Below are 21,749 nucleotides of genomic sequence, written 5' to 3' on the forward strand. Positions count from 1 at the left end.
GAGGACCCGCTCATGCCCGCTGTCCCCGCCCCGGCCGCCGCCCGCTATCAGCCCGTCACACCGGACGAAGCCGTGCCCGTCGCGAATCTCCTGCCCGTCCGGGCCGGCCAGGCGTGGACGATCACGCCGTGCCGCGCGCCCTGGACGACGTGGCCGGCCGCGCGCCTGCAGCAGGGGGCACGGGAGCTGATCCTCGCGTGCGGGCACAGCGGGGCAGATGTTGCCTGGCAGGTTCCCGGAGTCGACGCGTACGGCCCGCATCTGCGGCTGGGTCGAGCCTCGATCCCCGGCATCGCCCGCGAGGTGCTGCGCGTGGTCCTGCCTGTCCTCGACGACCAGTTGGCCGCCCGCGCACCCGACGACGGGCCCGGCGCCCACCGGCACCGCCTAACGGAGTTGAACGAACTCGGGGCGGAGCTGCGGGAGCACGGTGCGGTCACGTTCCATCAGGCCGGGATCGCACCGAACAGCGATGTCCTGTCCTGGACTGGGCACGGGCACGGCATCCGGTACGCGGTCACCCTGCGCGGCACGAACCCGGCCGCCGACCTGGCCGTGTCCGGGCCGCTGAGCGCCGTGGAGCGGCTGCTCCCGCACTTCCTGGACGCCGCCCCGGCACAGGCCCCTCGTGTCCAGCTCACCGGCGTCACGGGCCGGATGGCCCGCCGCCTGACGGCCCGTCTGCGCCCCCTGACAGGGGTGGAACAGCTCGACACCGGTGGACTCGCCATCGGCGCCGCGACCGGCCCTTACGGCTACATAGCCCCGCCCGCCGATCCGGCCGCCCGCGTCCGCGACAACACGCCCGTCGCCGCCGAACTGCACAGCGTCGGCATTGACCACCTGCTCACGCTCAGCACGACCCTTGCCCGCTAACCCCTCCACCACAGGAGCACTCGTGATCACCGTCGCAATCCCCACCGCCGACCTGCCCGTCGCGCCGGACGCAGCGCTAGCGCCGACAGACTTCCCGGCGGAACTCGGCGCCTACCTCGACACCCTCACCATCGACGCCCTCTATGACGTGCGGGCCAAGTGCGCCGACCGGCTGGGCCTCGCACACAAGGCGGCCCTGGTCGCTGGGGTTCGGGCGGCCGTCGTTGATCTCGCCGAACAGAGCGAACTCGACAGTTCACAGCCCGTCGACCGTGCGGAGTTCACTGCCAAGAGCTACAGCAACGGCAACTTTTGGGTCTGTGACTCCGTGGTCTTCGTTCACAGCGACGGTGTGAGGACCGACACCGGTCTCGACGAGATGCCGTGCCACTCCCACCTCACGAACTTGTCGGACCTCATAGGGGCGGGAGAGGACGACGTCCTCACCGTCGACCTGACGACGGGGGTCGTCACGCACCTCTGAACATCCCGGCTGCGCCTGGCCACCCCCGGCGCAGCCCCACCCGCACTCACACGGAGCCGACGATGACCTTGGCGCTGAACAAGCCCACCCCCGAAGAATCCGCCAACCCTTCCGCGCCCGCTGACGCCATTCGCGACATGGTCGCCGTCTTCCAGGCGATGAGCGCCCGGCACCACTCCTCGCTCTCCCACCACACCGACGATGAGGAAGGCGTTGTGGAGGCGGAGCGATACGACGAGAAGGCGTTCGACAACGCCGTAGAAGCCCAAACGCTGCTCGCCATCACGATGGCCACGCTCAGCCACCTATTCCATCTGCCCCTTCCGGTCGACACCGAGCACCTGGCCGTCCGGTGCCAGCACACGGCGTGCGGGTGCGAATGCCCGGAGCAGTACGGCTGTCCGAACTGCGGATTGTGCTTGTGCTGGCGCTCCATGTGCTGCCCCTCTCAATGACCCGCCCTGCTACTCCCGGCCCGCTCGCACCTCCAGGCCGGGCGTAGCGGAATCACCGACCTGGCGTTCTACGCAGCAAGTACTTGAAAGGGTGGCTCTGTGACGACGACGTTCCGCTACAACTCCAACGGCATCCGGGTCCGGGTTCGTGGAGGTCTGCCCGTGTGGTTCGTGCGGGATGTGGCCGTGGCACTCGGCATCCGTCACTCGGCCGGCCCGCTGGTCCCGGCCAGCGCGCACAGTCTGCCCGGCATCGCGACCACCGAGCAGGTGCTGACGCTCCTGGACGCGGCCGGTTGCCCTGTAGACGATGCATTCGGGACCTGGATGTCGGAGGTGTCCGCTCAGGTCACCGCTTCGCCCACATTGCGCTCCGTTCCCCCGACCGTACGGCCCCGAACTGCCCACCACCGAAGGACAGCAGCAGCATGAGCAACCCACTGGACGACACCCAACGCATCATCGCCAAACACGGGCACACCGTGCGCTGGATCTTCGACCCGGAGGGCCAGGAGCAGCCCTTCGCGTACACCGTTGGCCTGTGTGCCCGACCGGGCCGCGCCTACGAACTCGCCGCTGCAGGTCTGCCGTACCAGCATGCCGTGGCCACCCTGAACGGCGCCGCACACCAGCTCCATGTCGACGGCCTGGACCCAGTCGAGGGACTGGAGCTGGACGAAGTCCTCATCGGCTATGCGGTGCGTCTGCGACAGGTGAAAAACACCACGGGCTTCACCGCCATGCGGGAGCTGTACGGCTGGCAGCCGCCCACCTGGCAGGTTCTCGTGCCCGACGTGGGCGGCCGGTTCCCCGGTGAGCACGACTACGACCAGGACCCGGCCGCGCAGCCGCTGCTGTAACCCGCGTCTGGTGGCCGACCTACTTCGTGGTCCAGCCGCGCGCGCCCGCCGCCCGTTTGAGCCTCCCGTTGAGCTCAGCCCAGTTGCCACCGGTCCGTGCCGCCACCGATACGGGGTGCTGCGACAGGGCGCGCAGCGCGTCCAGGGCTACAGCCCGCAGCCGCTCCAGCTCGGCTTCCTGCTCGGCCGTCCACACGACACGTACTTTCGGTTCACGAGGCACGTCGATCGAGGCCACGAAATCAGCCTTGGCCTCCTCGGCTCTCTCGAATGCGGCCTGCAGTGCAACCAGGTCAGGGGGCAGTTCATCCAGGGGCATGGCGCAAAACTATGTGGTGACACTGACACCGGACGGGACCACCGGTGCCAGGCGCGCCTACACGTCGTCCCGCATCCGCAAAAAGCGCAGCGAGCCGTGGCGCCCATGGCCGGCCCGGACCTCAGCAAGCGGGGCGCCCATGACCGGGTAGACCATCGCGTCGTCGAGGGCCCGCACCCGGCTGGGCGCAGTGAGATGACCCGCTACCGCGGCCGCGACGTCCGCCGCCTGGATGGACTCAAGCCGCGGAGATGTCGCCCGGGGCCCATCACTGGCCAGGACCACCACGGCGGTCGGTCGCCGTGGTGTGCCGACGATTCCGACGACGGGCAGGTCGATGGTGTCAGCGGTCCGGACCTTGATCCACGACCGCGCGTTGCGGGGGTCATAGGGGCTCACGAGCCTTTTGCAGACGATGCCCTCAAGGCCCTCGGGCAGCACGGCCAGCCACTCCAGCGCCTGCTCCCGGCTGGTCGTTGACGCCACCTTCTGCACCCTCGATCCGGCGGCCAACGGGAGAAGGATCGCATCCAGGGTCGCGGCCCGCACGCGTAGCGGCTGCGCCCGGCAGTCGATGACCTGCCCGTCCGGGCCGGCCGTGGTCAGCACGTCGAACGCAACGAACAGCACCTCCAGCCGGGCGGCGGCTCTGGCACGTGCGGTCCGCTGCAGGGCCAGGAAGTCGAGGCTCCCGTCAGAGGCAGCCGCTACCACCTCGCCGTCGAGCGTCACACCGTCGGGCAGCTCCGCCAGAGCGGTCACGAGTTCAGGAAAGCGGGGCCCGATGTCGGTGCCTCGCCTGGACCGCAGCAGGACACTGCCGTGGCGTACGTCGGCCTGTGCTCGCCACCCATCACACTTCACGTCGAATCGCCAGCCCGACTCAGCGGGCAGCACAGTGGCCGGGGCCGGACGCATCAACGACACGGCCTCGGGTTCCTCATCGCGTGCCACCGGCCGCAGTCTGCCGCTGGCGGATTCCTCGCGCTGCGCGACGCGAACGCGTTCGTCCAGGATCACCCTCCCGGCCGCGCATCCTGGTTGGCCCCGCGGCTTCTCGCCAGCGGCGGTTACTCTTCCTGCCGTTCCACCGGCGCCGGTTTCCGGTGCCTGCCGGTGTCTTCGCCCATGTTGGGCCGGTCCCACTCCGTGAGCCGTGCGTCGACCGGCTCCGGCACGAAGAGCAGTGCCTTGGTGGCGGCCAGGTCGACGGCCACTGTCACCGGCACCCACTGGTAGCCATCCCACTGCTCAATGACCCGCTCGACCCCGGGGTTGACGTGGGAGCCGCGCTCCGGACCCGGTGCCAGGGTGCGGGCACGCAACCGGCCCAGCTTTCGGGCCCGGTCAGCCGCGCGGCGCTGCGCCCAGCTCTCCAACGGTTCCTCGCTCATGGCAGCCAGCATGGCGCAGCTCACTTCGAACACGCCACCCGCACATCGCGTGCCGACCGGCCTCAGGGCGCGCCACAAGGCGTACGAGTCCGGCACCCTCCCGGCGACCTCTCCCCATACGGAAGGACGCCCTCATGGCTTCCCCTGACCCCTCCCGCACCATCGCCTTCGTCGCCTCGATCCTGCTCATCATGGTCGGAGCGATGATCGCCATCATCACGGTCTTCGCCAACTCCACAGAGGATCCGGACCCGCAGCCCACCACCCCGCCCGCGACCACGGAGCCTTCGACCACCACGACGGAACCGCCGTGGCCGGGCACCGGCGGGACCACCGGATCGCCCACTCCGCCGAATCCCACTTGGCCCGGCAACCCCACCCCGACGCCGACTTCCACCCGGCCCGGCAACTCGGGCGGCGGCTCAACCGGCGGGCAGGACAACCTCACGATCGAGGGGGACGACGGCTCCAGCTTCCTCACTGCCCAGTGACCGACCCCGTTGCGCCCCGGCTGGCCTACGGCCGGTCGGGGCGCTGATGTTCCAGCCGCCGCGACGGGGCGGAAGGGTCAGGAAGAAGACAACTGCGGAGCTTCCCAGAGCAGCCGCGGAACGTTCTGGTTCCCCTGATCAACACGGGGCCGGCTGGGGCAGTCCCATCCGCGTCGCGGTGGACGCTGAGCCACTATCCGCCAGCCTGCGGCGCGCAGGCTCGCCCCGGTCTCTCCCTCCTGCGTGTACGTGATCATGCGTGTGTACCCGAGTGCTTTGGCCGCACGCCACGCTGCGCCGAGAAGCAAGCTGTTCGCATTGCGTGCACCGTCGCTCGCCGTGCGGGTGACCTCCAGCGTCTGACCGTCGTCGAGCATCCGGGCAACGGGACGTCCAACGATGGCGACCGCGCGCAATACCCCGTCGTCGTCGGCCGCACCCAAGGTGAAGACCGCACCGGGCGGGGCCTGGTGATGACGATGCCAGGCCGTGACGAATGCCTTCGCGTCCCTCTGCCGCACCGGCACCACATGGAGACGGACCAGCACGGCAAGAGCGTTCAATTGGGGCGTCACCGGCGAACTCCAGATGCGGGAAGCCGGAGCGCCCAGCGCACCCCGGTCGCCGCGCACACTGGGGCTTCCGGCCGCCTTAGGTCCCGGCCGCGGGACGCAAGGCTAATGCTGGCGGCACCCTGCCAGTTCGCCATCCCCCGGAGCAGCAGCCGCACCCGGCATGCCGTGACCGGGGGCAAGAACGGAGATGCCCATGCAGCCCGCAGTCCTCAAGGCCCTGGAAGCCTGGAAGTTGTCCTACGACGACACTCAGGAGGCGGCCGCGACCGCGATGCGCGTCGCGTACCCAGCACTGGAATCCGTGCCGTCGCCAACCGGGTGCTGCGAAGTCCGCCTCGAATTCGCGACACCCGATTCCGGCTCCGGCACCGTGTGCGTCGACATCGACGGCCGCGCCACGATCCAGTTCACCGGCATCCTCACCCTGATCGTCTCCGACGCCATCGACGGCGTCTTCGGGCTGGGCTGGTTCGACGGCACGCGAGGCGAGTCCCTCGCGGATGCCGGTCCCGGTGTGTACGCGTACGACTGCGACTCGTCCGCCGAGTACGAAATCGTCATCAGCGAACACGGCGACGCCGCTTCCCTCCACATCGCCTACGTCCAGGTTCCCGACGCGGTGGCGATCCTCGACGCGCTCACCCAGGCCGCCCAGGAACGGCAGGCAGAAGCGATGGAGGGGACGTAAGCAACCCGGGCGGGTCAAGGTCCCGTCCTCGCCCCTCCCGCCACCCTGCGGCCGCACCTGCGGCCGGGCGCGAGGAGCAGGATGGGAGATCCTCCGCCGTGTCTTCTCGACGCCGTACCGGCCCCACCGATGTCGTCCGCGCCCTGGTCCACGATCGTGACGGCGGCCGCTGTGTCCGCTGTGCCTCCACCCGCGACCTGACGATCCACCACCGGGTCAATCGGGGCATGGGCGGCGCCCGTGAGGAGTGGATCAACCAGGCGCAGAACCTGCTGACCGTGTGCACCATGTGCAACGGCTGGTTCGAGGACAACCCGCGCGAGAGCTATGCGAACGGTTGGAAGGTCCGGCGCCCGCAGCTCCCCGCCGAGATCACCGTTCAGTACGCCGACCACGGCGTGTACGCGCTCACCCCCGACGGGGTCCGCACCATCACCACCACAGCGGGCGCCCGATGAAGCGCGCTCAGGTCCGCTGCCAGGCTGACGCTTCCCGCCTGCTGATCGGCCCGTTCCAGATCCTCACCGCACGTATCCCTAAAGGGCCCCGGTTCGCCTACGGCCGCATCGCAACGTCCGCGGCCGGCTGCGATCGGGCCGGAGCACCGTTCACCGTCGACTACGACGGGGTGACGGTCGTCATCGCCGGCGTTGCGTTCGCCGTGCTGCGCCGCGGTGCGGTGATGGCCCGATGAAGCACCGGGTGGGCAGCACCCGTACCATCCCGCTGACCCGCAGGTGGGTGCTGCTCATCCATCACGGCGGCGGCCGCGGTGGCGCCGGGTTGGTGCGTGCGCCGGGCGGTCACATCCTCGGCGCCACGCTGGGATTGGTCGGCTGGACGGTGGACCTCGCGGCGATCTTCCCCCACTCGGGAAGGCTGGGGGGATCCCGTCATCGGGCCCGGGGTGATGGCTCAGTGTGGGATGGCGTCGATCAGCTCGCGGGCGCCCTGGCGGAGCAGGGCGACGGCCACTGAGGTGCCGAGGGTGGCCGGGTCTAGGGGCCCCGCCCATTCCTGGGCATCGAGCATGGTCTTGCCGTCGGGGGAGAAAACTCTCGCCCGCAGGGAGAGTCGGCCGTCGCGCTCGGCTTGGGCGTACCCGGCGATCGGGGAGTTGCAGTGGCCCTGCAGAACGTGGAGGAACGTCCGCTCGGCGGTGGTCTCACGCCAGGTGTCGGGGTCGCCCAGGGTGCGGACGGCGTCGATGGTGACGGTGTCGTCCTCGCGGCATTGCAGAGCGAGGACGCCGGCCCCGATCGGTGGGCACATCGTGTCCACGGACAGGATTTCGGTGATCCGCTCGCTGCGGCCGATGCGTTCCAGCCCGGACACGGCCAGCAGCAACGCGTCGGCCTCGCCCGTGTCCAGTTTCTCCAGGCGCCGGTTGGCGTTGCCGCGCATCGGCACGCAGCGCAGGTGCGGGTGGGAGACGGCGAGCTGGGCGATGCGGCGCACCGCGGAGGTTCCGATCCGGGTGCCTTCGGGCAGTTGGTCGAGGGGGAGCCCGCCGGGGTGGATGAGGGCGTCGCGGATGTCGTCACGGCGCAGGAAGGCGGCGAAGACGGTGCCGGCGGGCAGGGGCCGGTCGGCTGGCACGTCCTTGACGCAGTGCACCGCGAGGTCGGCCTCGCCCGCGAGCAGGGCGGCGTCGACCTCTTTGGTGAAGGCGCCCTTGCCGCCGAGCGCAGACAGGTCACCCATCCACCGGTCGCCGGAGGTGGTGACGGGCACGACCTGGGTGCGGATGCCGGGGTGCGCGGAGGCGAGGTCGGCTCGCACTCGCTCGACCTGGGCAAGGGCCATCGGGGAGGACCGGGAGACGATGCGGATCAGCTCGGCGGAGGACATACCCGAAACGATAGCCCGTCAGATCCGGGTCGCCAGCACCAGTCCGGAGGCCCAACGCATCGGCGTGGACAGCAGATTGCGCCGTTCGTGGAGCCGGGTGAGGAATGCGTCCACGCGCTGCTGCTGGTCGGGCGGCCAGGTGGCTTGTGGGAGCAGGTCGTCGCCCAGGTAGAGGGCGCCGGGTTCCAGTAGTTGCGTCAGGTCGTCCAGGCGGTGGAACTTCCCCGGACGGCAGTCCACGTACGCCAGGTGGAACCGGGGCCCGTCGTAGGCGTCGAGCCAGGCGTCAGCGTCAGCGGTCTCGAACACGACGCGCGGGTCATGGCCGAGGTGCTTGGCTGCGACGGCCCCTACCTGTGGGTCGGCTTCGACGGACAGCAGGCTACAGGCGCCGCTCATGCCGTGCAGCAGCCAGGCCGCACCCGCGCCGACGCCGGTGCCCAGCTCCAGCACGCGCCCGCCCGGCTTGGACGCGGCGAGCGTCGCCAGCAGGGAGCCGGTGCGCGGCTCGCACGACATGGCGAAGCCCAGCCGGGCGGCGTCCGCGAGGATCGCCTCCAGCGCGGCGGGCGCGAACTGGGGGGTGTCATCCACCGTGCTGCTCCAGGTGCTGGGCGACCTGCTCGGCCGCGAAGGTGAGGATCAGGTCGGCGCCGGCGCGCTTGAGGGCGGCGTGGTACTCGACAACGCCCTGTGCCCCGAGGTGCCGCAGGGCGGACCACTCGCCTGAGGTCGAGTACGCGATCAGCGGCACCTGTTGGTCGGCTCGCAGCCGCACCAGGATGTCCATCGCTGTCATCACCGGCTGCAGGGTCAACGAGTCCGCTCCTTCCGTGACCCATTGGCGGGCCTGGACGAGCGTGTCGCGGTCCGCCCGGCCTGGCTCCAGTTGGAGCCCCCGGCGGTGCCCGGCGGCCGGGTTGGTGCCCATCAGCTGCTTGAACGGCCCGTACAGCACCGTGTGGATGGCCAGATTCGGATTGACCCCCACGTCCCGGTGACCAGCGGCATCCAGCGCGGACCTGACGGCCCGGACCGAACCGTCGAGCATCGCCGTCGGTGAGACCAGGTCCGCGCCGGCCCCGGCGTGATGGACCGCCATCTGGGACATCAGCGCGTACGTGGCGTCCAGGTCGATCCCGCCGTCCGCCCGCCGGATAACACATTGCCCGTGGTCCGTCCACGAGCAGCCGCACACCTCGGTGGTCACCGCCATCGCCGCGTCGGCGGCCCTCACCTCCTCGATGCCGCGCAACATCCGGTTGCCCGGCCGGAGCGCTCCTGAGGCGAGGGCGTCGCGGTCGTGCCCATACGCGAAGATCTTCACGCCCCGGATGCCCAGGGCGGCCCAGCGGCGCACAGTCGCCGCAACGTCGGAGAGCGGTACCGCGCCTGGCAGTTCGACCGACACCCGGTGGTCGTCGGGTAGGACAAGCAACGGGGCCATCAGGTCGGCCACGGTGATGGCGGGCCTGGCGTACAGGTCGCGCACCGCGCGGCGGGCACGCAGAGGATTCACTCCATCGGGGCCAGGCACGGGCACAACACGTTCGGTGGTTGTGGTCACCACACGATTACATACCGACAAAGTGTCGGCATAACAGGGCGCACGCGAGCGCGCGGTAGGGCGTGGACGCAACCAACTCGCACGCTCCCAACCCCCAAGCCGACCTCCTGCGGCCCGAACGGGGCCCACGGCCGCAGGCGAGCATCTAGGCTCCCGCCATGACAGACGTGACGGGAGCACCGACTCTGCGGCGCAGCGAGAAGGCGCTGATGAGAGTCCTTCGCAGCCGCTCCCTCGACAAGCCGCTCAGTACGAAGGAACTCGCGGAACTCACCGGGTACGGCGTCGAAGCAGTGAGGAAGGCGCGCTACCGGCTGCGCGCGTTCGGGCTGATCACCTTCACACCAGGCGGCGGCCTGGACGCGACCCGCTACGCCCTGGTCCCCGAACCGGCGGACGGCGCACCGACCGCCGCCACGCCCGGTCGGCCGGCCTTGTATCTGGTGCGCTAGTCCGGGGCCTCCGCAACGGCGCGTACCAATCGGTCGGAGGATCCGCCCATCAGCGCTGTTAGGCTCCCGTCAACTCCGGGCTACCGCGCTGGCCTCGACGACGGCTCCGCCGAGATTCAAGGTGCCTCGCACCGCGCTTGAGACCCCTCGCGCCCGTGGAGCCCCCATGCCCGCCGATCACTCCCGCAAGACCGCCATCCGTCAGTTCATGGCCTACACCGGCGGGAGCTACCGCCAAGCCGCACAAGCCGTCGACGACGCCGCCCGCGCCACCTGCTGCGGTGAGAAGACCTGCGACAACCTCAACTGTGACTACGGCTACGGCTACGAAGACGATCCCGTGCGGATGTGCCAGCACTGCCTCTACTTCTTCGGAGCGACCGCCGACGACTTCTACGCCGAGAGCTGCCCGAACGGCTGCAGCGGGCAGACCGGCTGAGGTGGCAGACCCGCTGACAGGTCCGCTCATGAATCCGCAGACGGACCCTCGTAAGACCTGTTAGCCCCAACAGGTCTCACAGGCCCCGTCGTCGGTGCCGCCGTTAGCGGGCCGTACGGATGCCCTGGTAGCCCGGTCCGAGTCCGCGTCGCTTCGGTGGTGTACGCCGCGCTGGCACCATCACCGCGGCGGCGGGCTCGGGGATGCTTCGTTCGTCGTAGGCCATGGTTCCCAGCGTGGGAGGCGGCGCGGCCGCGGCGCAGGAGGCTGTGCTGCCAGCAACGCAACCATCGCTCGGTGCTGTACGCTTGCTCTCGTTGTTCGGTATGGGGATACCCCAGCGCCCACGTCGAGACGGAAAATACCAGCCATGGCCCGACCCAGCGTTGCTCACCTTGAGATCGAGCGCCGAGACTTCACCGCCATCCGCGAGACTGCCCGCAGGGCCGTCGTCAACGAGCTGGGCGGCATCGCCGATCCGAAGGAACGCCTTCGGCGCGCCGCCGAGATCGTAGGCCAAGCCGATGTGCAGATCGCTGCAGTGGTACACGAGCGCAACGCGTGCGCTCTGTCCCTAGCCTTCTACGACGGTGTCCGCGGTATCTACCAGGCCATGGGGACTGCAAAGAACGGCTTCGACGAGATGCGCCGGCTGGCCCTTGGCCTGGACAAGAAGACGGGGAAGCTGCCCCAGGGCGAAGCGGCGGCTACGGCCGCCCAGGCGGCGGAGGTGCGGCGGATCCCCGACGCCGGCCAGCAGCTACCGGACCTGTCGGAGCAGGTAGCTGTCGCTGAGGCCCGCCGTAAGGCCGCGGTGCCGTTCCGTCAGGATGCCTGCCTCGTCATCTCCGAGGAGCCGTACGGGTGGACGAGTGCGCAGATCGCTGAACTGGCGGGCGTCACGAGCAACCGGGTTCGGGATGACCTCACGATCGCCCGAAAGCGCCGCAGCTAAGGCCCACCGGCCGCCTCATCAGCCCGTGACGTGCACGTTTTCCCGGGCCCCCAACCGGGGCCTGATTTTCAGGCCCCGGTCACCGGGGCCTGAAAAACCGGGCTCCGGTGAACCGGCCTCCGGTGTCCCGGCTCCCGGTGAATCAGGCGCCTTTAGAAGATCCAATAACCGAGATGCAAGAAGAGAGATCCGGTGCCCTCGCTACGCTCAGGCACCGGCGCGACCTGGCGGTTTGGCAGGCTCATCGGCGAAAAGTCGGCAAGCCCCGCATCGGGCCGGGGTGTTGCGGTTTCCGGACTGCCGGCGTTCTACGAGACATGACGATCACCGCTGCTCTCGACGCCGCCCCCGGGACCGTGCGCATCCTGGCCCGTCACTACTACGAGGCCCGGCGGCAGATCCTGATGCAGTCCGGTGACATCCTCGCCCCCTGGTACACACTCACCGAACCTCAGCGAGCCGCGGCCGAGAGGGAGGCCCTGGTGATCCTTGAAGCGATACGCCGCCTCGAAGCTGAACAAGCCGCCTGTGAGAAGGCCCGCACGGTTCGGCCTCGGCCACCGCTCGCATCCGTGCTCATTGAGGACACCCGACTTCTCTGCGACGCGTAACGCTTTCCGGCAACCCGTCGTACTACTGGGTGTGGCGTCGTCGACCGAGCGGTCCTCCCCCCTACTAGGGCAGCTCAGGCACACGCCGCACCCCCCGAAGGCCGGCCGGCCGTGCTCAACTCCCCGAGCACCGTCGGCCGGCCAGGGGCCCAGCTTCCGGCGCCCGCCGTGTGGGGAGGCCCCCGAACCGTCTGATCGGGCCCGCGGCCGCGACACAGCGCGGCGCCCGACCCAGACACCCACCCGGCCAGGACGCGACGCAAGCCCCGCCCAACTTGCACCGTGCGGCCCATGCCGTCCTCCGCCTCCCTCAAAGCACCACGCGCCCGCCTGATACCCCCGGCGGCGGAGCTGATCCGCGGCAGCCGTCCCGGCGTGAAATCCCTCGACGCGGCGAACGTCGCCGACATGCTGCTGCGGGCCCCCGTCGAAGCCCGCCGCCGAACCTTCCGCGACGTCCTGCCCGACCGAGAACGACCCCACGTCCTACGCGAGGTCCGACGCGCGACCGGCTCCCTCTACGGGCTGTGGGCCGACACCCCGTCCGGGTTTATTGAGGACGTCCTATCCGAAACGATCTGGAGCCGTCAGCGGGAAATCGTTGACGCGATCCCGACCCACAAGCGCACCGTCGTGCCGGCCGGGTTCGGGGTCGGCAAGACCTGGGTCGCGGCGCGCCTCGTCGCCTGGGCTGGAGCCGTCAACCCACCAGGAACGATGGTCATCGTCACCACCGCGACCCGATTTCGGCAGGTCCGCAACCAGCTGTGGCCCCACATCAGGAAGTGCGTAGCTCGCTCCGGCCTGCCCGGCTGGTGCGACACCACCCAGTGGAAGATGCCCGACCAGTGGGGATCCGACGTCGTGGTTGCCTACGGGTTCTCCGCCCCGGAGGGCGACGAAGCAGCCATGCAGGGCATCCACGGCACCCCGCGGCTCCTCATCATCGTGGACGAGGCCGGCGGAATCACCCGCGGCATCGGCGCCGGTACGAACAACCTGCTGACTGGCGACAGCCGCATGCTGGCCATCGGCAACCCCCCGGCCAACGACCCCCGCTCATGGTTCGAGCTGCTGTGCGAGGAGGGCGATGACCCAGAGGAGCCCTCCACCATCACGATCCCGATCCGCACCCTCGACAGCCCTGCCATCACCGGGGAGCACGTCCCGCACTGCCGGGACTGCCCGCAAGGCGTCGCCCCCCACTCCCTGGCCATCCACCTGCCGGAAATGGACTGGGTCGACCGCACCGTACGCGAGTACGGCGAAGACCACCCCTACGTCATCGCGAAAGTCCACGCCCGCTTCCCCCGCGGTAGCGGCGGCAAAGCCATCCCGATCTCCTGGATCGAGCAGGCGCAAGAGAGCGATGACCCGACCGGCGACGACTGGATCCGCATCTGCGACCTCGGCCTGGAAGGCGAGACGGCCCAGCACACCGTGCGCCGCGGCGCCTGGATACGCCTGGGCGTCGACGTTGCGGCCGACGGCGGCGACGAAGTCACCATCTACCGCAGCGTCGGCGACGCCGTCGAGCACCGGCACCACTCCAGCGGCTCCGCCAACGCCAACCAGGTCGACGTCGCCGAGAAGATCCTCGAAGAGATCACCAGGGCGCAGCGCCTCGCGAAGGCCCTGGGCACCGTGGCGCCCATCCGCGTCAAGGTCGATAAGAACGGCCTCGGCCACGGCGTCACCGGCATGCTGGAACGCTGGGCTGCCACCGGTCGCCACGCAGCACAGATCGTCGGCGTCATGGTGTCGGAGTCCCCGTTCCAGGACGACCCGGGCGCCGTCATGCGCCCCTGGCGCAAGCGCGACGAAATGTGGCTCGCGACCCGGGCCCTGCTACAACCCGACCCGTCCACCGGAGCCGGCCGGCTCCGTCTGCGCCTGGACCGGGACGCCGCCGTACAACTCTCCACCCCGAACCTGGGCAACAACAGCAGCGGCTTCGTCGTCATCGAGTCGAAAAAGCAGATGAAGGCCCGCGGCATGCGCTCACCGGACCGGGCCGAAGGCGTGCTCCTGGCCCTGTACGAGCCGGAACCGATCGCGCCGCCGCGCCGCCGCGGGCTGCTGAACTAGCGCGTGACGGCGTCGATGGACCCGAATTCAGCGAGATCGGCGGCGACTCTGCTGAACGCGGCAAGGCCGACTGGCGCCGGCTCGGTTCCCATCTTCTGTGCGGCTTTCCAGGCGTTAGCCGCCACTTGCACCGGGCGCCGATGCTCAATTGCTGTCTCCATGCCGGACAGGAGCCGGTAGCCGCAGGCCATCCTCCGCGTCGCACACGTCGCATCCGTGCCCTAGAGGCTCTGCGACCAGGGCGCGAGCCTGGTCAATGGTCAGTTTTCGCTCGCCGGGGATCCAGCACCCACCGCGGTGGACCGTCCAATGCGCGCCGTCCGCGTAGTGGTGGCTGCCAGCCCGCCAGTCCTTCGCCAACGGAGGCCAGCCCTCTGGCTCTGTGTCCGCCTCCGCGTCTCCCTCCAGCGCCAGCCCCCGGGCCGCCAGTTGATACCACCACGACCCGTCTGGCGCCCGATGCCGACGGCCGACCACGCATTCCAGTGTCGCTCCGTCCGCCAAGTGGATCACCGCCACCGGCAGGTTGTCCGTCTTCGACTCCTCACCCATGTATCGAATGATAGTTCGATTAGCGGCGATCTGGCATCACCGCAGGTTGGAGGGTTGGGGGTGGTTGCTTCAGTTGGAGGATTGAGCGCTCCAGGTCGTGGGTCCGCCCGTTCACCGTTTTGTGGTCTTACCCCCCACCGGGAGCCTCGGTCCGCTTTACTCGACGCATGGCACACCTGGTTTACATCGACGAGACCGGCTCCGTCGGGAAGGGCGCCAACAAGCAGAAGCTGCTGACGCTGGCTTCCGTGCTCGTGCACGAGGACAAGGTGCAGCCCCTCGCGGAGAAGTTCCGCCAGGTAGCGTGGAAGCACCTGGGATGGGTGCCAGCCGACTTCGAGCTTCACGGAAACGAGATCTGGAACGGCACCGGCCCCTGGCGTTCCCTGACGCCCGCCGGGCTTATCGCCGTGTACGAGGACGCGATCACGGTCCTCAACGATCTCGACGTCGGCGTGTCCTACGCCAGCATCCACAAGGAGCGCCTGCGCACTCGGTACGGCGGAGATGCAGACGGGAACGCCTACCTCTTGGCCTTGCAGTTCCTTCTGGAGAAGATCGACAGCAGGTACGCGGGCAACAAGATCCTTATCGCCGACGAGCAGAAGGAACATCAACTGCGGGCGGTAAAGATGGTCGCTGACCTCCAGGACTGGGGCGGAGGCGAAGTGCCCGGGACCAAGCTCAAGACCGTCATCGACTCCATGCACTTCGTGAGCTCGCACGCGAGCCCGGGGGTGCAATTGGCTGACCTCGTTGCCTATGCGCTACAGCGTCACTGGAACGAACGGGACAGTCATCCGGATGCTAAGGCGGCTATCGGCAGGATCACCGACGTGATCTCTCAGCACACTGGCACCTGGCGTGAACCCTGGCCAGCCTGACCACTGCGAGACAGGCCCGCGGGGTCCTGGCGCGCACCAGGAAGCGGATCCTACCGACCAACAACGGAGGTCTCCTTCGCCGGCACCAACACGGGAACGTGCTTGGTGATCAGCCGGTAGACCTTCGCCCGGTCGCGACTGCGCGTGTCGTCGACCCACCCCTTCGCAGCCCACTGAGCGAGCGGAGCCTGGACGGAAGTGCGGGCGGCATAGCCGTCCAGGTCCATCGCGACGACGTCGTTGAGCGTCAGGCCGGCGTCCCCGGCCTGCTGGAGGGCGCGCCAGAGTGGGACACGGCGACCGGGTATCTCCTCACCGTTCGGGAAGACCGGCACCGAGCGCAGTGTCGGCCGGATCCCGCCCGGTCCTCCGCCTCTGGGAGCCGGCGGGGTGGGATCGTCCTCGGGCTCCGGGCCGGGGCCCGGGTTGGCGGTGGCGTGCGCGTTGGAGGTGGCGACGATTCGTGCGTCGCTCATCCAGTAGCACCGTCCCTCGTTCGGCTCGCCATAGCGGGCACTGGAGACCATGACCTTGCCGGGCTTGTCCAGCCAGTCCAGACGCCAACCGGCGCCGAGCGCACCCGCCCCGTAGATCATGTTGATCGGGGTCGTCTCGTGCACCGGCAGGCCGACGCGAGTGCCGTACTGCTGGCGGGCGTCGGTTCCCTTGCCTCCGAACGCTTGCTCGGATGGGGACTGTGTGGCTGCCACGACGCGGATGCCCATCGCTCGGGCCACCTGGTTGATGGTGACCAGCTCGTTGAGGACGTCGGGGGCCTGGCGGAGCAGTTCGGCGAGTTCGTCGATGATCAGGACCCAGTACGGGCCGTGCTTGGACGTCCACTTTCGGACCGGTTCACCGTTGGGGCCGCGGAGTGTCGCCAGATATTGGCCGCGGCGGATCATCTCCGCCTTCACCGCGGCGAGGACCTGCCGGGCCTGCTCTGCGTTGTCGGCGAGCATCAGCAGGTTCTTGCGCCACGGGCCGAGCTCCAGAGCGCCCGGCTTCATGTCGATGCCGAGGATCTGTACGTCGTCGCAGGACACCAGGTCGCCGATGATGACGTTGACGGCCGCGGACTTGCCCTGGTTGGTGCCACCCCCGACCAGGACGTGATCCTCGGAGAGGTCGATCAGGATGGTGCTGCCGTCCGGATAGACGCCGAGAGTCAGCGGCTGCTCGATGGATGTGATTGACGGGCCGGGCCAGTCGATGGGGCTGGCCAACGGGTCGGTGACCTGCATTCGGACCATTAGCTGGTTGCTTCGCGGGCCGACGGACAGCCGCAGCCGGCCTGGCAGGTCCAGGTTCGCCTCCAACTGCTTGCGCTTGGCGATGATGGCCTCTGCGGAGGTGTTCTTGCCCGGAGGAAGCGTCACCAGGGCATGCCAGCCCGTGGCGGTGAAAACGATGCTGGACACGTCCATCGGAGGCACCCCGAGCGCGACCAGGGCGCGCCGCAGGGCAGTCTCTTCAGAGGTGTCGCCGGTCATGCCGGTCATGCCGACGTTGACCCCCATACCCGCAGGCAGAGCGCCGATCTTCGCGGCCTTCATCTGGAGAGCCATGCGCTCATGGCGGTGCTTGACCAGCCACGGGACGTACGCGGCGTAGGCGCTCAGCCCGGCCACGCCGGTCGCGATGAGAGACGGTACGGACGGGCCCAGGCCGGCACCGATCCAGGTGTCCGCCATGACGACGACGCCGCCCAGGCCGATGTTGGCCGCGCGGAAATTCTTGTGCTGCAGGCCCTTCGCGCACAGAGCAGCGGACGCCGCGGTGGCGAGCCCGTAAGCGGTGTTCTCCACGCCGGTGACACCGGCGGCGTGGTGCCACCACGCCAGGCCAGTCAGACCGAAAGTGGCTGCGGCCGGAGCCAGTTCGTAGCGGAGCCGGCTGCACCAACGACAGGCGGCACCGACCACACCGGCTGCCACCATGGTGGCGCGGGCCAGGCGTGTGTCAGGGATGGTCACTGCGAATCTCCCAGATGACGTGACGTGAGTGGGGAAGGAAAGCCCAGGTCGGGGCGGGTCACGTCACATCGGGGAGAGGGTGGAGACCAGCGGGAGCATGCGAATGCATCGCGGACCTTTCGGCTCGGGTGATCCGGCGGTTGCTCTCCGCCGGGGGTGGGCCCAAGGCCCAATTCAGTTATGGGTGCACTCTACGAGGCATGCGGGGTGATCAGACAGAGCGTTGCGCCCCGGGGGTGTTGGCTGCTTCTGCGGCCGCCCGAGGAGCACGTCGACCTCGACGGCGGACAGCTCTCCCGACAAGCACGCAATGTCTCAGCGGATCGTGCTCAGGATCGCGGACTTCTCGGCGTGGTGGGAAGCGGGTTGGTGATCCTTCGGGTTTCGTGAGGTTCCGTCAGTACGCCGATGAGGACGAGTTTCTTTCGTAGCCGGGCACCCGACGACTGCCGCGAAACATGGTGGTCGACGATGGAATCTACGCTGGTTCACGATTCGTGAGCTGCTGCGAGTCTGTGCGGATCCATGACATCACTATCTTTGTGCTGGCGAGGATTTCGTTTTCGTACTTCGTGGAGGATTCTCGGATCACATCTAGCAATCCGATGTGGTTGCTGGTTTCGTAGTCTGCGCGCGAAAACTGTTCGTTCCTCTTTCAGATTGCTGGCAGGAACTATTTCGTGATGCGACTGCGATGATTCGTTATGCTGCGCTACGAATGATGCGGGGTTGGTATTTCACATCTAGCCAGCATTCGATGTGCTGGGGTGTAAGATGTTGTCTACTACAGAGGAGTCGGTACAACACCACTCCTTCGTGACAGTTCGCATGAGTGAGCCCCGTGCTCGTCTTCATCACGGAAGAACACGGGGCTCACATCCGGCAACCGGACTGTGGCGGCCCCATCTCTGCAGAGGTGGGGCCGCCTGCTCGTTGGCTAGTGGAAGAACGCCACGTAGAGCGCACATGCGGTCTGCGTGGCGTCGAACACGAGCGGGGTCCATACGAGGATCCGTTGTTCGAGCGTCGTCCTGGCCGGCTCGGGCTCCTCCTGGGGGGGAGCTTCGCCGGTTGGCATTGCCTAGCACCTCCCCTCCTGAGTGGAACCACGTGGATTCCGCTCTGCCGGGAAGGCGATAACCCCCACCTTACCGTAAGGACGCCTATCTCCGGGCCGTCTCCCGACCCCTCCCCTAAGGCTCGGAGAAGCGGGGCAATTGTAGTGGACTAAACGCTCCGTCCAGGTTCCGATAAGCATGGACCATAAGTTGTACCGAGGTTAGAAAAGGGCGTGGTCAGAGCGTCGCCGGGCGGCTTTTCCACCCGGTCCGAGCCGCGCGGGCGGTGCGTTCCGACGGGGGGAACGGGGTCACTCGGCGGCGTCGTGGCGGGCGAAGGCGGTCCGGAAGGCGCCCAACAGGCCGTCGCCCAGGTAGTAGAAGGCGGTCTTGGACCAGCCGCGCTTGTCCGGCCCGGTGGGGGTCAGCGGCGCCACGGTGCCGGTCGGCCACCACCCCTTGGCGGTGCCGGACTTGAGGGTGCCGGTCAGGCTGGTCATCCGCCCGGACAGGGCGTCATCGCCGTGCACCGCGCGGAACTCCTCCCCGCTGACCCGACCGCCGCCGTCGACCGCGGCGCGCAGCAGCTGCCGGCCGCGGGGGTTGATGTGCTCGATGAAGGTGAGCGCGCGATCGGCGGTCCACCCGGGGTCCGGGGCGTCGTCGGTGACGGCCGCCGGGCCGAGGGCGGCGATCAGGGCGGTGAACCGGTCGAGCCAGTCCGGCGGCGGATCGGTGATCCGCAGCGTGAGGTTCAGATCCATCGGGGGCCTCCTGGAGAAGTCACCCCGCAATGACCCGGGGTTTACCCAGTATTCAAGGCGGTGCGCTGTGAGTCCAGGGTGAACCTGAGGTAATCGGTTGCAGTGGCCACGGCCCGCGCCCCCTACTCCCCCGGCCGGGTTACCGTCGCGCGGATAGGGTGTCCTTACCTCCTATTCGTGGAAGAATACGAGGTAGTGAGGGTCCGTCAGGATGTCTGGCGTCAGCAAGGGGGCAGATCTTGCAGGTCCATGAGGACAGCGAACCGATCCGGTCCGTGCACCAAGTCCTGGTGTCGGGCAGTGACGGTCTGCCGCCGGCGGGTGTGGCCGCCCTCCGGCGATCAGCTTCCGATCAATTGGCTGCTGCCGCACACTGCGGGCTGACCAGCACAGTCGGACCCGTCCGGATCACTGAGGAGACGGGACCCTTCGGCGCCATGCTGGTCCGCGCCGCGGCGCTGTGCAGTGATCCACTGTGCGCGGAGCTGTTGGCAGACAGCCAATGAACGCCTCGATCGCCGCGGAAGAGGTCATCGACGCCGAGCTGGTCGACGACGCCCGGACGGACGTCCTGCTTCCGGCGCCGACCGACGCCACCCCTACCTGGTTGCTCACCCGCGACACCCTGCTGGGCGCGGGAGAACTCCCGCAGCGGGCCGACGAGCAAGTCAACTTCACCGAGCGGGACTTCACCGTCTCGCCACGGGTCAAGCAACGCGCCGAACAACGCGGCGCCCGCAATACCCGCATCAACCGCGACACCACCCGGGAGCGGTACGCCGCCTGGTGCCACGCGGTCGGCCGGGTAGCCCGGCCGACCACCACCACCGCGAACGTCGCCGAATACGTCGGCCACCTCATGGAGAAGGGCAAGGGCAAGCCGGGCGAACCACACGTCCAGTACAGTCCGGACAGCCTCCTGGCCTACACCTCGCGGATCATCACCTGGTACCCCAAGGGCCAACGCCCGGACGCCTCCCTGCTACGGGAGATGATCGAGGACTACCGCCTGGAGGAATACATCCCGGCCGGCGGCGAGAAGGAACAGGCCGCGGGCCTGACCATGAAGTACCTGGTCAGGGTCCTGGATTGCATCGACGAAGATACCCGGATCGGCCGCCGCGACGCGGCGATGCTGGTCACCGGCTACGGCATGCTGTCGCGCTCGGTGGAGGTCGCCGGCCTGCTGGTTAAGCACGTCCGACTCGACACCGACGGCGTGTGGGTGTGGACCGCGAAAAGCAAAACCCGCCGGAAGGGAGGCCGTTGGCGCTTCATCCGCGACCGGGCCGACCTCAAGGTCGTCGCACGGGTGCGGGCCTGGCTCGCCGACCTCCGCGCGCTGGCCGCGTACGCGCCGACGCTGCCGCTGTTCCGGGCGCTGAACACCGACGGCAGCCTCAAAGGCCGCGGCAACGCCACCGTCAACGGCCTGCACCTGTCCGGCCGGGCCGTCAACGAGATGGTCAAGAAGCGCGCGGCCGGCGCGGGTGTCTCCGTCATCAACGGCCTCAAGGTCACCAGCCACTCTCTGCGAGCGGGCCCGAACACCGACATGGCCGAGGCCGACGTGCCGCTCGCCGAGCGCAACACCGCCGGCGACTGGGGCCGGGACTCCACCCTCGCCGACGAGGAGTACAACCGCCCCGACGGCAGCATCGACATCAGCAAGCGCGACCCCCTGGACGCCGTCCCGCTGTATGGCAGTTTCACCAACGTCACTGCGCCGGGGTAACCAGGTGCTGGGCGCGATCCCGGGGTCGCGCGGCCGGTGGGCTCCGGAGCCGCCCAGCCGGTCACGTCCCGCGTCGCCTGCTCCGGTCGTCCCACGCGGCAGGCTTACCGTCGGGCTGGTACTCCGGCTAGTCCGTCGTCATCGTCTCCCCCACGGTTCTTGCGGTCGCGAGCGTCATCGAGGTTGTCGAGGTTGGAGCTGATGGACTCGGTGAGGCTCTGGGCGGTTTCGGCGCCGGCACCGGTTCCGGGGTCGCCATCGACTTGGACAGCGCCGTTTGTGGTCAGCGCCAGCGTGTAACCGAGTTCCTGGAGGACGCCGTTGAGGACGTAGTGCATGTAGTTGCGCGAGGTGCGGTGGAACAGCACAGCGCGGCCGTCGGCGATGCCTTCGGTCTGTTCGCGGGCCGCTGCGTTGCGGGCCGTAGTGGAAACGAACCACTCAACGGTGGCGTGTCGGGCGCCAACAGAAGTGATGAGCACACCGGTGGCGAGGCTGCGATCTTCGGTGTTGGCGATGGGCAGGCCCATGCCAGTGAACAACGTCTCCAGCTCGGCGGAGATCTGCTTTCCGTCGCTTCGGTGGGGAGTCATGGCCGGACACTATGAGCGTCTGCGTCCGACAGCCGCGCGTTTCGGGGGCGGTCACTCCATCGAGGAACAGACCCAGTCCCGT

Annotated in this window: 28 protein-coding genes; 16 read left to right on the forward strand and 12 right to left on the reverse strand. The window is 68.7% G+C overall.

All coding sequences use genetic code 11. The features are described 5' to 3' along the window. Positions 1-12: 12 nt before the first annotated feature. The 5 genes from G3I60_RS04995 to G3I60_RS05015 all read left to right on the forward strand — a co-directional run bounded on the left by G3I60_RS04995 (position 13) and on the right by G3I60_RS05015 (position 2,675). Entirely contained in the window at positions 13-876 is an 864-nt protein-coding gene (locus G3I60_RS04995) for a hypothetical protein (RefSeq protein WP_164606573.1), read from the forward strand. 22 nt (positions 877-898) lie between these two features. Next, positions 899-1,360: a hypothetical protein gene (locus G3I60_RS05000; RefSeq protein WP_164606575.1), complete on the forward strand. Its 462-nt coding sequence runs from the start codon at positions 899-901 to the stop codon at positions 1,358-1,360. A gap of 62 nt (positions 1,361-1,422) precedes the next feature. Further along, entirely contained in the window at positions 1,423-1,815 is a 393-nt protein-coding gene (locus G3I60_RS05005) for a hypothetical protein (RefSeq protein WP_164606577.1), read from the forward strand. A gap of 99 nt (positions 1,816-1,914) precedes the next feature. Further along, the gene (locus tag G3I60_RS05010) at positions 1,915-2,247 is read left to right on the forward strand and encodes a hypothetical protein (RefSeq protein ID WP_164606579.1); all 333 of its coding nucleotides are present in this window, start codon (positions 1,915-1,917) and stop codon (positions 2,245-2,247) included. Continuing rightward, positions 2,244-2,675, forward strand: a complete 432-nt coding sequence (locus G3I60_RS05015) for a DUF4262 domain-containing protein (RefSeq protein ID WP_164606581.1) — start codon at positions 2,244-2,246, stop codon at positions 2,673-2,675. Before G3I60_RS05010 ends, G3I60_RS05015 begins: the two co-directional genes overlap by 4 nt. A 19-nt stretch (positions 2,676-2,694) precedes the next feature. Here the strand turns inward: G3I60_RS05015 and G3I60_RS05020 are convergent, their stop codons facing one another. The 3 genes from G3I60_RS05020 to G3I60_RS05030 form a co-directional block, all read right to left on the reverse strand. Continuing rightward, complete coding sequence (locus G3I60_RS05020) at positions 2,695-2,994, reverse strand: hypothetical protein (protein ID WP_164606583.1); 300 nt, start codon at positions 2,992-2,994, stop codon at positions 2,695-2,697. Positions 2,995-3,051: 57 nt separating this feature from the next. Continuing rightward, positions 3,052-3,912 (reverse strand): ATP-dependent DNA ligase, encoded by an 861-nt coding sequence (locus G3I60_RS05025; RefSeq protein ID WP_239069571.1) that lies wholly within the window; start codon positions 3,910-3,912, stop codon positions 3,052-3,054. Positions 3,913-4,064: 152 nt separating this feature from the next. After that, on the reverse strand, positions 4,065-4,388 hold the full coding sequence (locus G3I60_RS05030; RefSeq protein ID WP_239069558.1) for a DUF6087 family protein: 324 nt from the start codon (positions 4,386-4,388) through the stop codon (positions 4,065-4,067). A 134-nt stretch (positions 4,389-4,522) separates the two neighbouring features. Here G3I60_RS05030 and G3I60_RS05035 point away from each other — a divergent pair, with 134 nt between their 5' ends. Next, positions 4,523-4,879 carry a hypothetical protein gene (locus G3I60_RS05035; RefSeq protein ID WP_164606589.1) on the forward strand — a complete coding sequence of 119 codons (357 nt, stop codon included), beginning with the start codon at positions 4,523-4,525 and terminating at the stop codon, positions 4,877-4,879. Between the two features lie 77 nt (positions 4,880-4,956). On the opposite strand, the gene G3I60_RS05040 is transcribed toward G3I60_RS05035, so the two are convergent. Further along, on the reverse strand, positions 4,957-5,454 hold the full coding sequence (locus tag G3I60_RS05040; RefSeq protein WP_343241917.1) for an XF1762 family protein: 498 nt from the start codon (positions 5,452-5,454) through the stop codon (positions 4,957-4,959). Positions 5,455-5,647: 193 nt separating this feature from the next. Here G3I60_RS05040 and G3I60_RS05045 point away from each other — a divergent pair, with 193 nt between their 5' ends. From G3I60_RS05045 to G3I60_RS05055, 3 genes are all read left to right on the forward strand, one after another. Continuing rightward, a complete protein-coding gene (locus G3I60_RS05045) occupies positions 5,648-6,142 on the forward strand; it encodes a hypothetical protein (RefSeq protein ID WP_164606591.1) in 495 nt (164 codons plus the stop codon). A gap of 98 nt (positions 6,143-6,240) precedes the next feature. Then, entirely contained in the window at positions 6,241-6,600 is a 360-nt protein-coding gene (locus tag G3I60_RS05050) for an HNH endonuclease (protein WP_164606593.1), read from the forward strand. After that, positions 6,597-6,836 (forward strand): hypothetical protein, encoded by a 240-nt coding sequence (locus G3I60_RS05055; RefSeq protein ID WP_164606595.1) that lies wholly within the window; start codon positions 6,597-6,599, stop codon positions 6,834-6,836. Before G3I60_RS05050 ends, G3I60_RS05055 begins: the two co-directional genes overlap by 4 nt. Positions 6,837-7,057: 221 nt before the next feature. Here the strand turns inward: G3I60_RS05055 and hemC are convergent, their stop codons facing one another. The 3 genes from hemC to G3I60_RS05070 are packed head-to-tail and all read right to left on the reverse strand — an operon-like array spanning position 7,058 to position 9,512. Continuing rightward, on the reverse strand, positions 7,058-7,993 hold the full coding sequence (gene hemC / locus G3I60_RS05060) for a hydroxymethylbilane synthase (protein WP_164606597.1): 936 nt from the start codon (positions 7,991-7,993) through the stop codon (positions 7,058-7,060). 18 nt (positions 7,994-8,011) lie between these two features. Then, complete coding sequence (locus G3I60_RS05065) at positions 8,012-8,587, reverse strand: class I SAM-dependent methyltransferase (protein ID WP_164606599.1); 576 nt, start codon at positions 8,585-8,587, stop codon at positions 8,012-8,014. Beyond that, the gene (locus G3I60_RS05070) at positions 8,580-9,512 is read right to left on the reverse strand and encodes a hypothetical protein (RefSeq protein WP_164606601.1); all 933 of its coding nucleotides are present in this window, start codon (positions 9,510-9,512) and stop codon (positions 8,580-8,582) included. The genes G3I60_RS05065 and G3I60_RS05070 overlap by 8 nt, the downstream gene beginning before the upstream one ends. Before the next feature lie 206 nt (positions 9,513-9,718). Between G3I60_RS05070 and G3I60_RS05075 the strand changes: the two genes are divergently transcribed. The 5 genes from G3I60_RS05075 to G3I60_RS05095 all read left to right on the forward strand — a co-directional run bounded on the left by G3I60_RS05075 (position 9,719) and on the right by G3I60_RS05095 (position 14,105). Then, positions 9,719-10,012, forward strand: a complete 294-nt coding sequence (locus tag G3I60_RS05075) for a hypothetical protein (protein WP_164606603.1) — start codon at positions 9,719-9,721, stop codon at positions 10,010-10,012. 166 nt (positions 10,013-10,178) lie between these two features. Continuing rightward, the gene (locus tag G3I60_RS05080; RefSeq protein ID WP_164606605.1) at positions 10,179-10,451 is read left to right on the forward strand and encodes a hypothetical protein; all 273 of its coding nucleotides are present in this window, start codon (positions 10,179-10,181) and stop codon (positions 10,449-10,451) included. Between the two features lie 370 nt (positions 10,452-10,821). Beyond that, positions 10,822-11,406: a hypothetical protein gene (locus tag G3I60_RS05085; RefSeq protein ID WP_164606607.1), complete on the forward strand. Its 585-nt coding sequence runs from the start codon at positions 10,822-10,824 to the stop codon at positions 11,404-11,406. A gap of 317 nt (positions 11,407-11,723) precedes the next feature. Next, positions 11,724-12,017, forward strand: coding sequence for a hypothetical protein (locus G3I60_RS05090; protein WP_164606609.1), 294 nt, complete (start codon positions 11,724-11,726; stop codon positions 12,015-12,017). 291 nt (positions 12,018-12,308) lie between these two features. After that, the gene (locus tag G3I60_RS05095; RefSeq protein ID WP_203672294.1) at positions 12,309-14,105 is read left to right on the forward strand and encodes a hypothetical protein; all 1,797 of its coding nucleotides are present in this window, start codon (positions 12,309-12,311) and stop codon (positions 14,103-14,105) included. A 144-nt stretch (positions 14,106-14,249) separates the two neighbouring features. Here G3I60_RS05095 and G3I60_RS47035 read toward each other — a convergent pair whose 3' ends face one another. After that, positions 14,250-14,657, reverse strand: a complete 408-nt coding sequence (locus G3I60_RS47035) for a DUF6233 domain-containing protein (protein ID WP_369334861.1) — start codon at positions 14,655-14,657, stop codon at positions 14,250-14,252. A 167-nt stretch (positions 14,658-14,824) separates the two neighbouring features. On the opposite strand from G3I60_RS47035, the gene G3I60_RS05100 reads away from it, so the two are divergent. Further along, complete coding sequence (locus G3I60_RS05100) at positions 14,825-15,541, forward strand: DUF3800 domain-containing protein (protein ID WP_164606611.1); 717 nt, start codon at positions 14,825-14,827, stop codon at positions 15,539-15,541. Positions 15,542-15,591: 50 nt separating this feature from the next. Here the strand turns inward: G3I60_RS05100 and G3I60_RS46705 are convergent, their stop codons facing one another. From G3I60_RS46705 to G3I60_RS05115, 3 genes are all read right to left on the reverse strand, one after another. Beyond that, positions 15,592-17,517 carry an FtsK/SpoIIIE domain-containing protein gene (locus G3I60_RS46705; RefSeq protein WP_164606612.1) on the reverse strand — a complete coding sequence of 642 codons (1,926 nt, stop codon included), beginning with the start codon at positions 17,515-17,517 and terminating at the stop codon, positions 15,592-15,594. 937 nt (positions 17,518-18,454) lie between these two features. Beyond that, the gene (locus G3I60_RS05110; RefSeq protein ID WP_164606615.1) at positions 18,455-18,595 is read right to left on the reverse strand and encodes a hypothetical protein; all 141 of its coding nucleotides are present in this window, start codon (positions 18,593-18,595) and stop codon (positions 18,455-18,457) included. Positions 18,596-18,886: 291 nt separating this feature from the next. Then, positions 18,887-19,339 carry a hypothetical protein gene (locus tag G3I60_RS05115; RefSeq protein ID WP_164606617.1) on the reverse strand — a complete coding sequence of 151 codons (453 nt, stop codon included), beginning with the start codon at positions 19,337-19,339 and terminating at the stop codon, positions 18,887-18,889. A gap of 502 nt (positions 19,340-19,841) precedes the next feature. On the opposite strand from G3I60_RS05115, the gene G3I60_RS05120 reads away from it, so the two are divergent. Continuing rightward, positions 19,842-21,074, forward strand: a complete 1,233-nt coding sequence (locus G3I60_RS05120) for a tyrosine-type recombinase/integrase (RefSeq protein ID WP_164606619.1) — start codon at positions 19,842-19,844, stop codon at positions 21,072-21,074. 104 nt (positions 21,075-21,178) lie between these two features. Here G3I60_RS05120 and G3I60_RS05125 read toward each other — a convergent pair whose 3' ends face one another. Continuing rightward, the gene (locus G3I60_RS05125) at positions 21,179-21,667 is read right to left on the reverse strand and encodes a hypothetical protein (RefSeq protein ID WP_164606621.1); all 489 of its coding nucleotides are present in this window, start codon (positions 21,665-21,667) and stop codon (positions 21,179-21,181) included. Positions 21,668-21,749 lie beyond the last annotated feature (82 nt).

It is taken from the genome of Streptomyces sp. SID13666 (genome assembly GCF_010548325.1).
GTDB lineage: Bacteria > Actinomycetota > Actinomycetes > Streptomycetales > Streptomycetaceae > Actinacidiphila > Actinacidiphila fildesensis.

Bases quoted from the DNA above. Each gene is read 5' to 3' on its own strand.
- G3I60_RS05030 (WP_239069558.1), bottom strand. From the start codon at position 4,388: ATGAGCGAGGAACCGTTGGAGAGCTGGGCGCAGCGCCGCGCGGCTGAC.
- G3I60_RS05075 (WP_164606603.1), top strand. From the start codon at position 9,719: ATGACAGACGTGACGGGAGCACCGACTCTGCGGCGCAGCGAGAAGGCG.
- G3I60_RS05110 (WP_164606615.1), bottom strand. From the start codon at position 18,595: ATGCCAACCGGCGAAGCTCCCCCCCAGGAGGAGCCCGAGCCGGCCAGG.
- hemC (WP_164606597.1), bottom strand. From the start codon at position 7,993: ATGTCCTCCGCCGAGCTGATCCGCATCGTCTCCCGGTCCTCCCCGATG.
- G3I60_RS05085 (WP_164606607.1), top strand. From the start codon at position 10,822: ATGGCCCGACCCAGCGTTGCTCACCTTGAGATCGAGCGCCGAGACTTC.
- G3I60_RS05055 (WP_164606595.1), top strand. From the start codon at position 6,597: ATGAAGCGCGCTCAGGTCCGCTGCCAGGCTGACGCTTCCCGCCTGCTG.
- G3I60_RS05045 (WP_164606591.1), top strand. From the start codon at position 5,648: ATGCAGCCCGCAGTCCTCAAGGCCCTGGAAGCCTGGAAGTTGTCCTAC.
- G3I60_RS05025 (WP_239069571.1), bottom strand. From the start codon at position 3,912: ATGCGTCCGGCCCCGGCCACTGTGCTGCCCGCTGAGTCGGGCTGGCGA.
- G3I60_RS05100 (WP_164606611.1), top strand. From the start codon at position 14,825: ATGGCACACCTGGTTTACATCGACGAGACCGGCTCCGTCGGGAAGGGC.
- G3I60_RS05115 (WP_164606617.1), bottom strand. From the start codon at position 19,339: ATGGATCTGAACCTCACGCTGCGGATCACCGATCCGCCGCCGGACTGG.
- G3I60_RS05015 (WP_164606581.1), top strand. From the start codon at position 2,244: ATGAGCAACCCACTGGACGACACCCAACGCATCATCGCCAAACACGGG.
- G3I60_RS05035 (WP_164606589.1), top strand. From the start codon at position 4,523: ATGGCTTCCCCTGACCCCTCCCGCACCATCGCCTTCGTCGCCTCGATC.
- G3I60_RS05080 (WP_164606605.1), top strand. From the start codon at position 10,179: ATGCCCGCCGATCACTCCCGCAAGACCGCCATCCGTCAGTTCATGGCC.
- G3I60_RS47035 (WP_369334861.1), bottom strand. From the start codon at position 14,657: ATGGGTGAGGAGTCGAAGACGGACAACCTGCCGGTGGCGGTGATCCAC.
- G3I60_RS04995 (WP_164606573.1), top strand. From the start codon at position 13: ATGCCCGCTGTCCCCGCCCCGGCCGCCGCCCGCTATCAGCCCGTCACA.
- G3I60_RS05095 (WP_203672294.1), top strand. From the start codon at position 12,309: ATGCCGTCCTCCGCCTCCCTCAAAGCACCACGCGCCCGCCTGATACCC.
- G3I60_RS05020 (WP_164606583.1), bottom strand. From the start codon at position 2,994: ATGCCCCTGGATGAACTGCCCCCTGACCTGGTTGCACTGCAGGCCGCA.
- G3I60_RS05125 (WP_164606621.1), bottom strand. From the start codon at position 21,667: ATGACTCCCCACCGAAGCGACGGAAAGCAGATCTCCGCCGAGCTGGAG.
- G3I60_RS05120 (WP_164606619.1), top strand. From the start codon at position 19,842: ATGAACGCCTCGATCGCCGCGGAAGAGGTCATCGACGCCGAGCTGGTC.
- G3I60_RS05090 (WP_164606609.1), top strand. From the start codon at position 11,724: ATGACGATCACCGCTGCTCTCGACGCCGCCCCCGGGACCGTGCGCATC.
- G3I60_RS05005 (WP_164606577.1), top strand. From the start codon at position 1,423: ATGACCTTGGCGCTGAACAAGCCCACCCCCGAAGAATCCGCCAACCCT.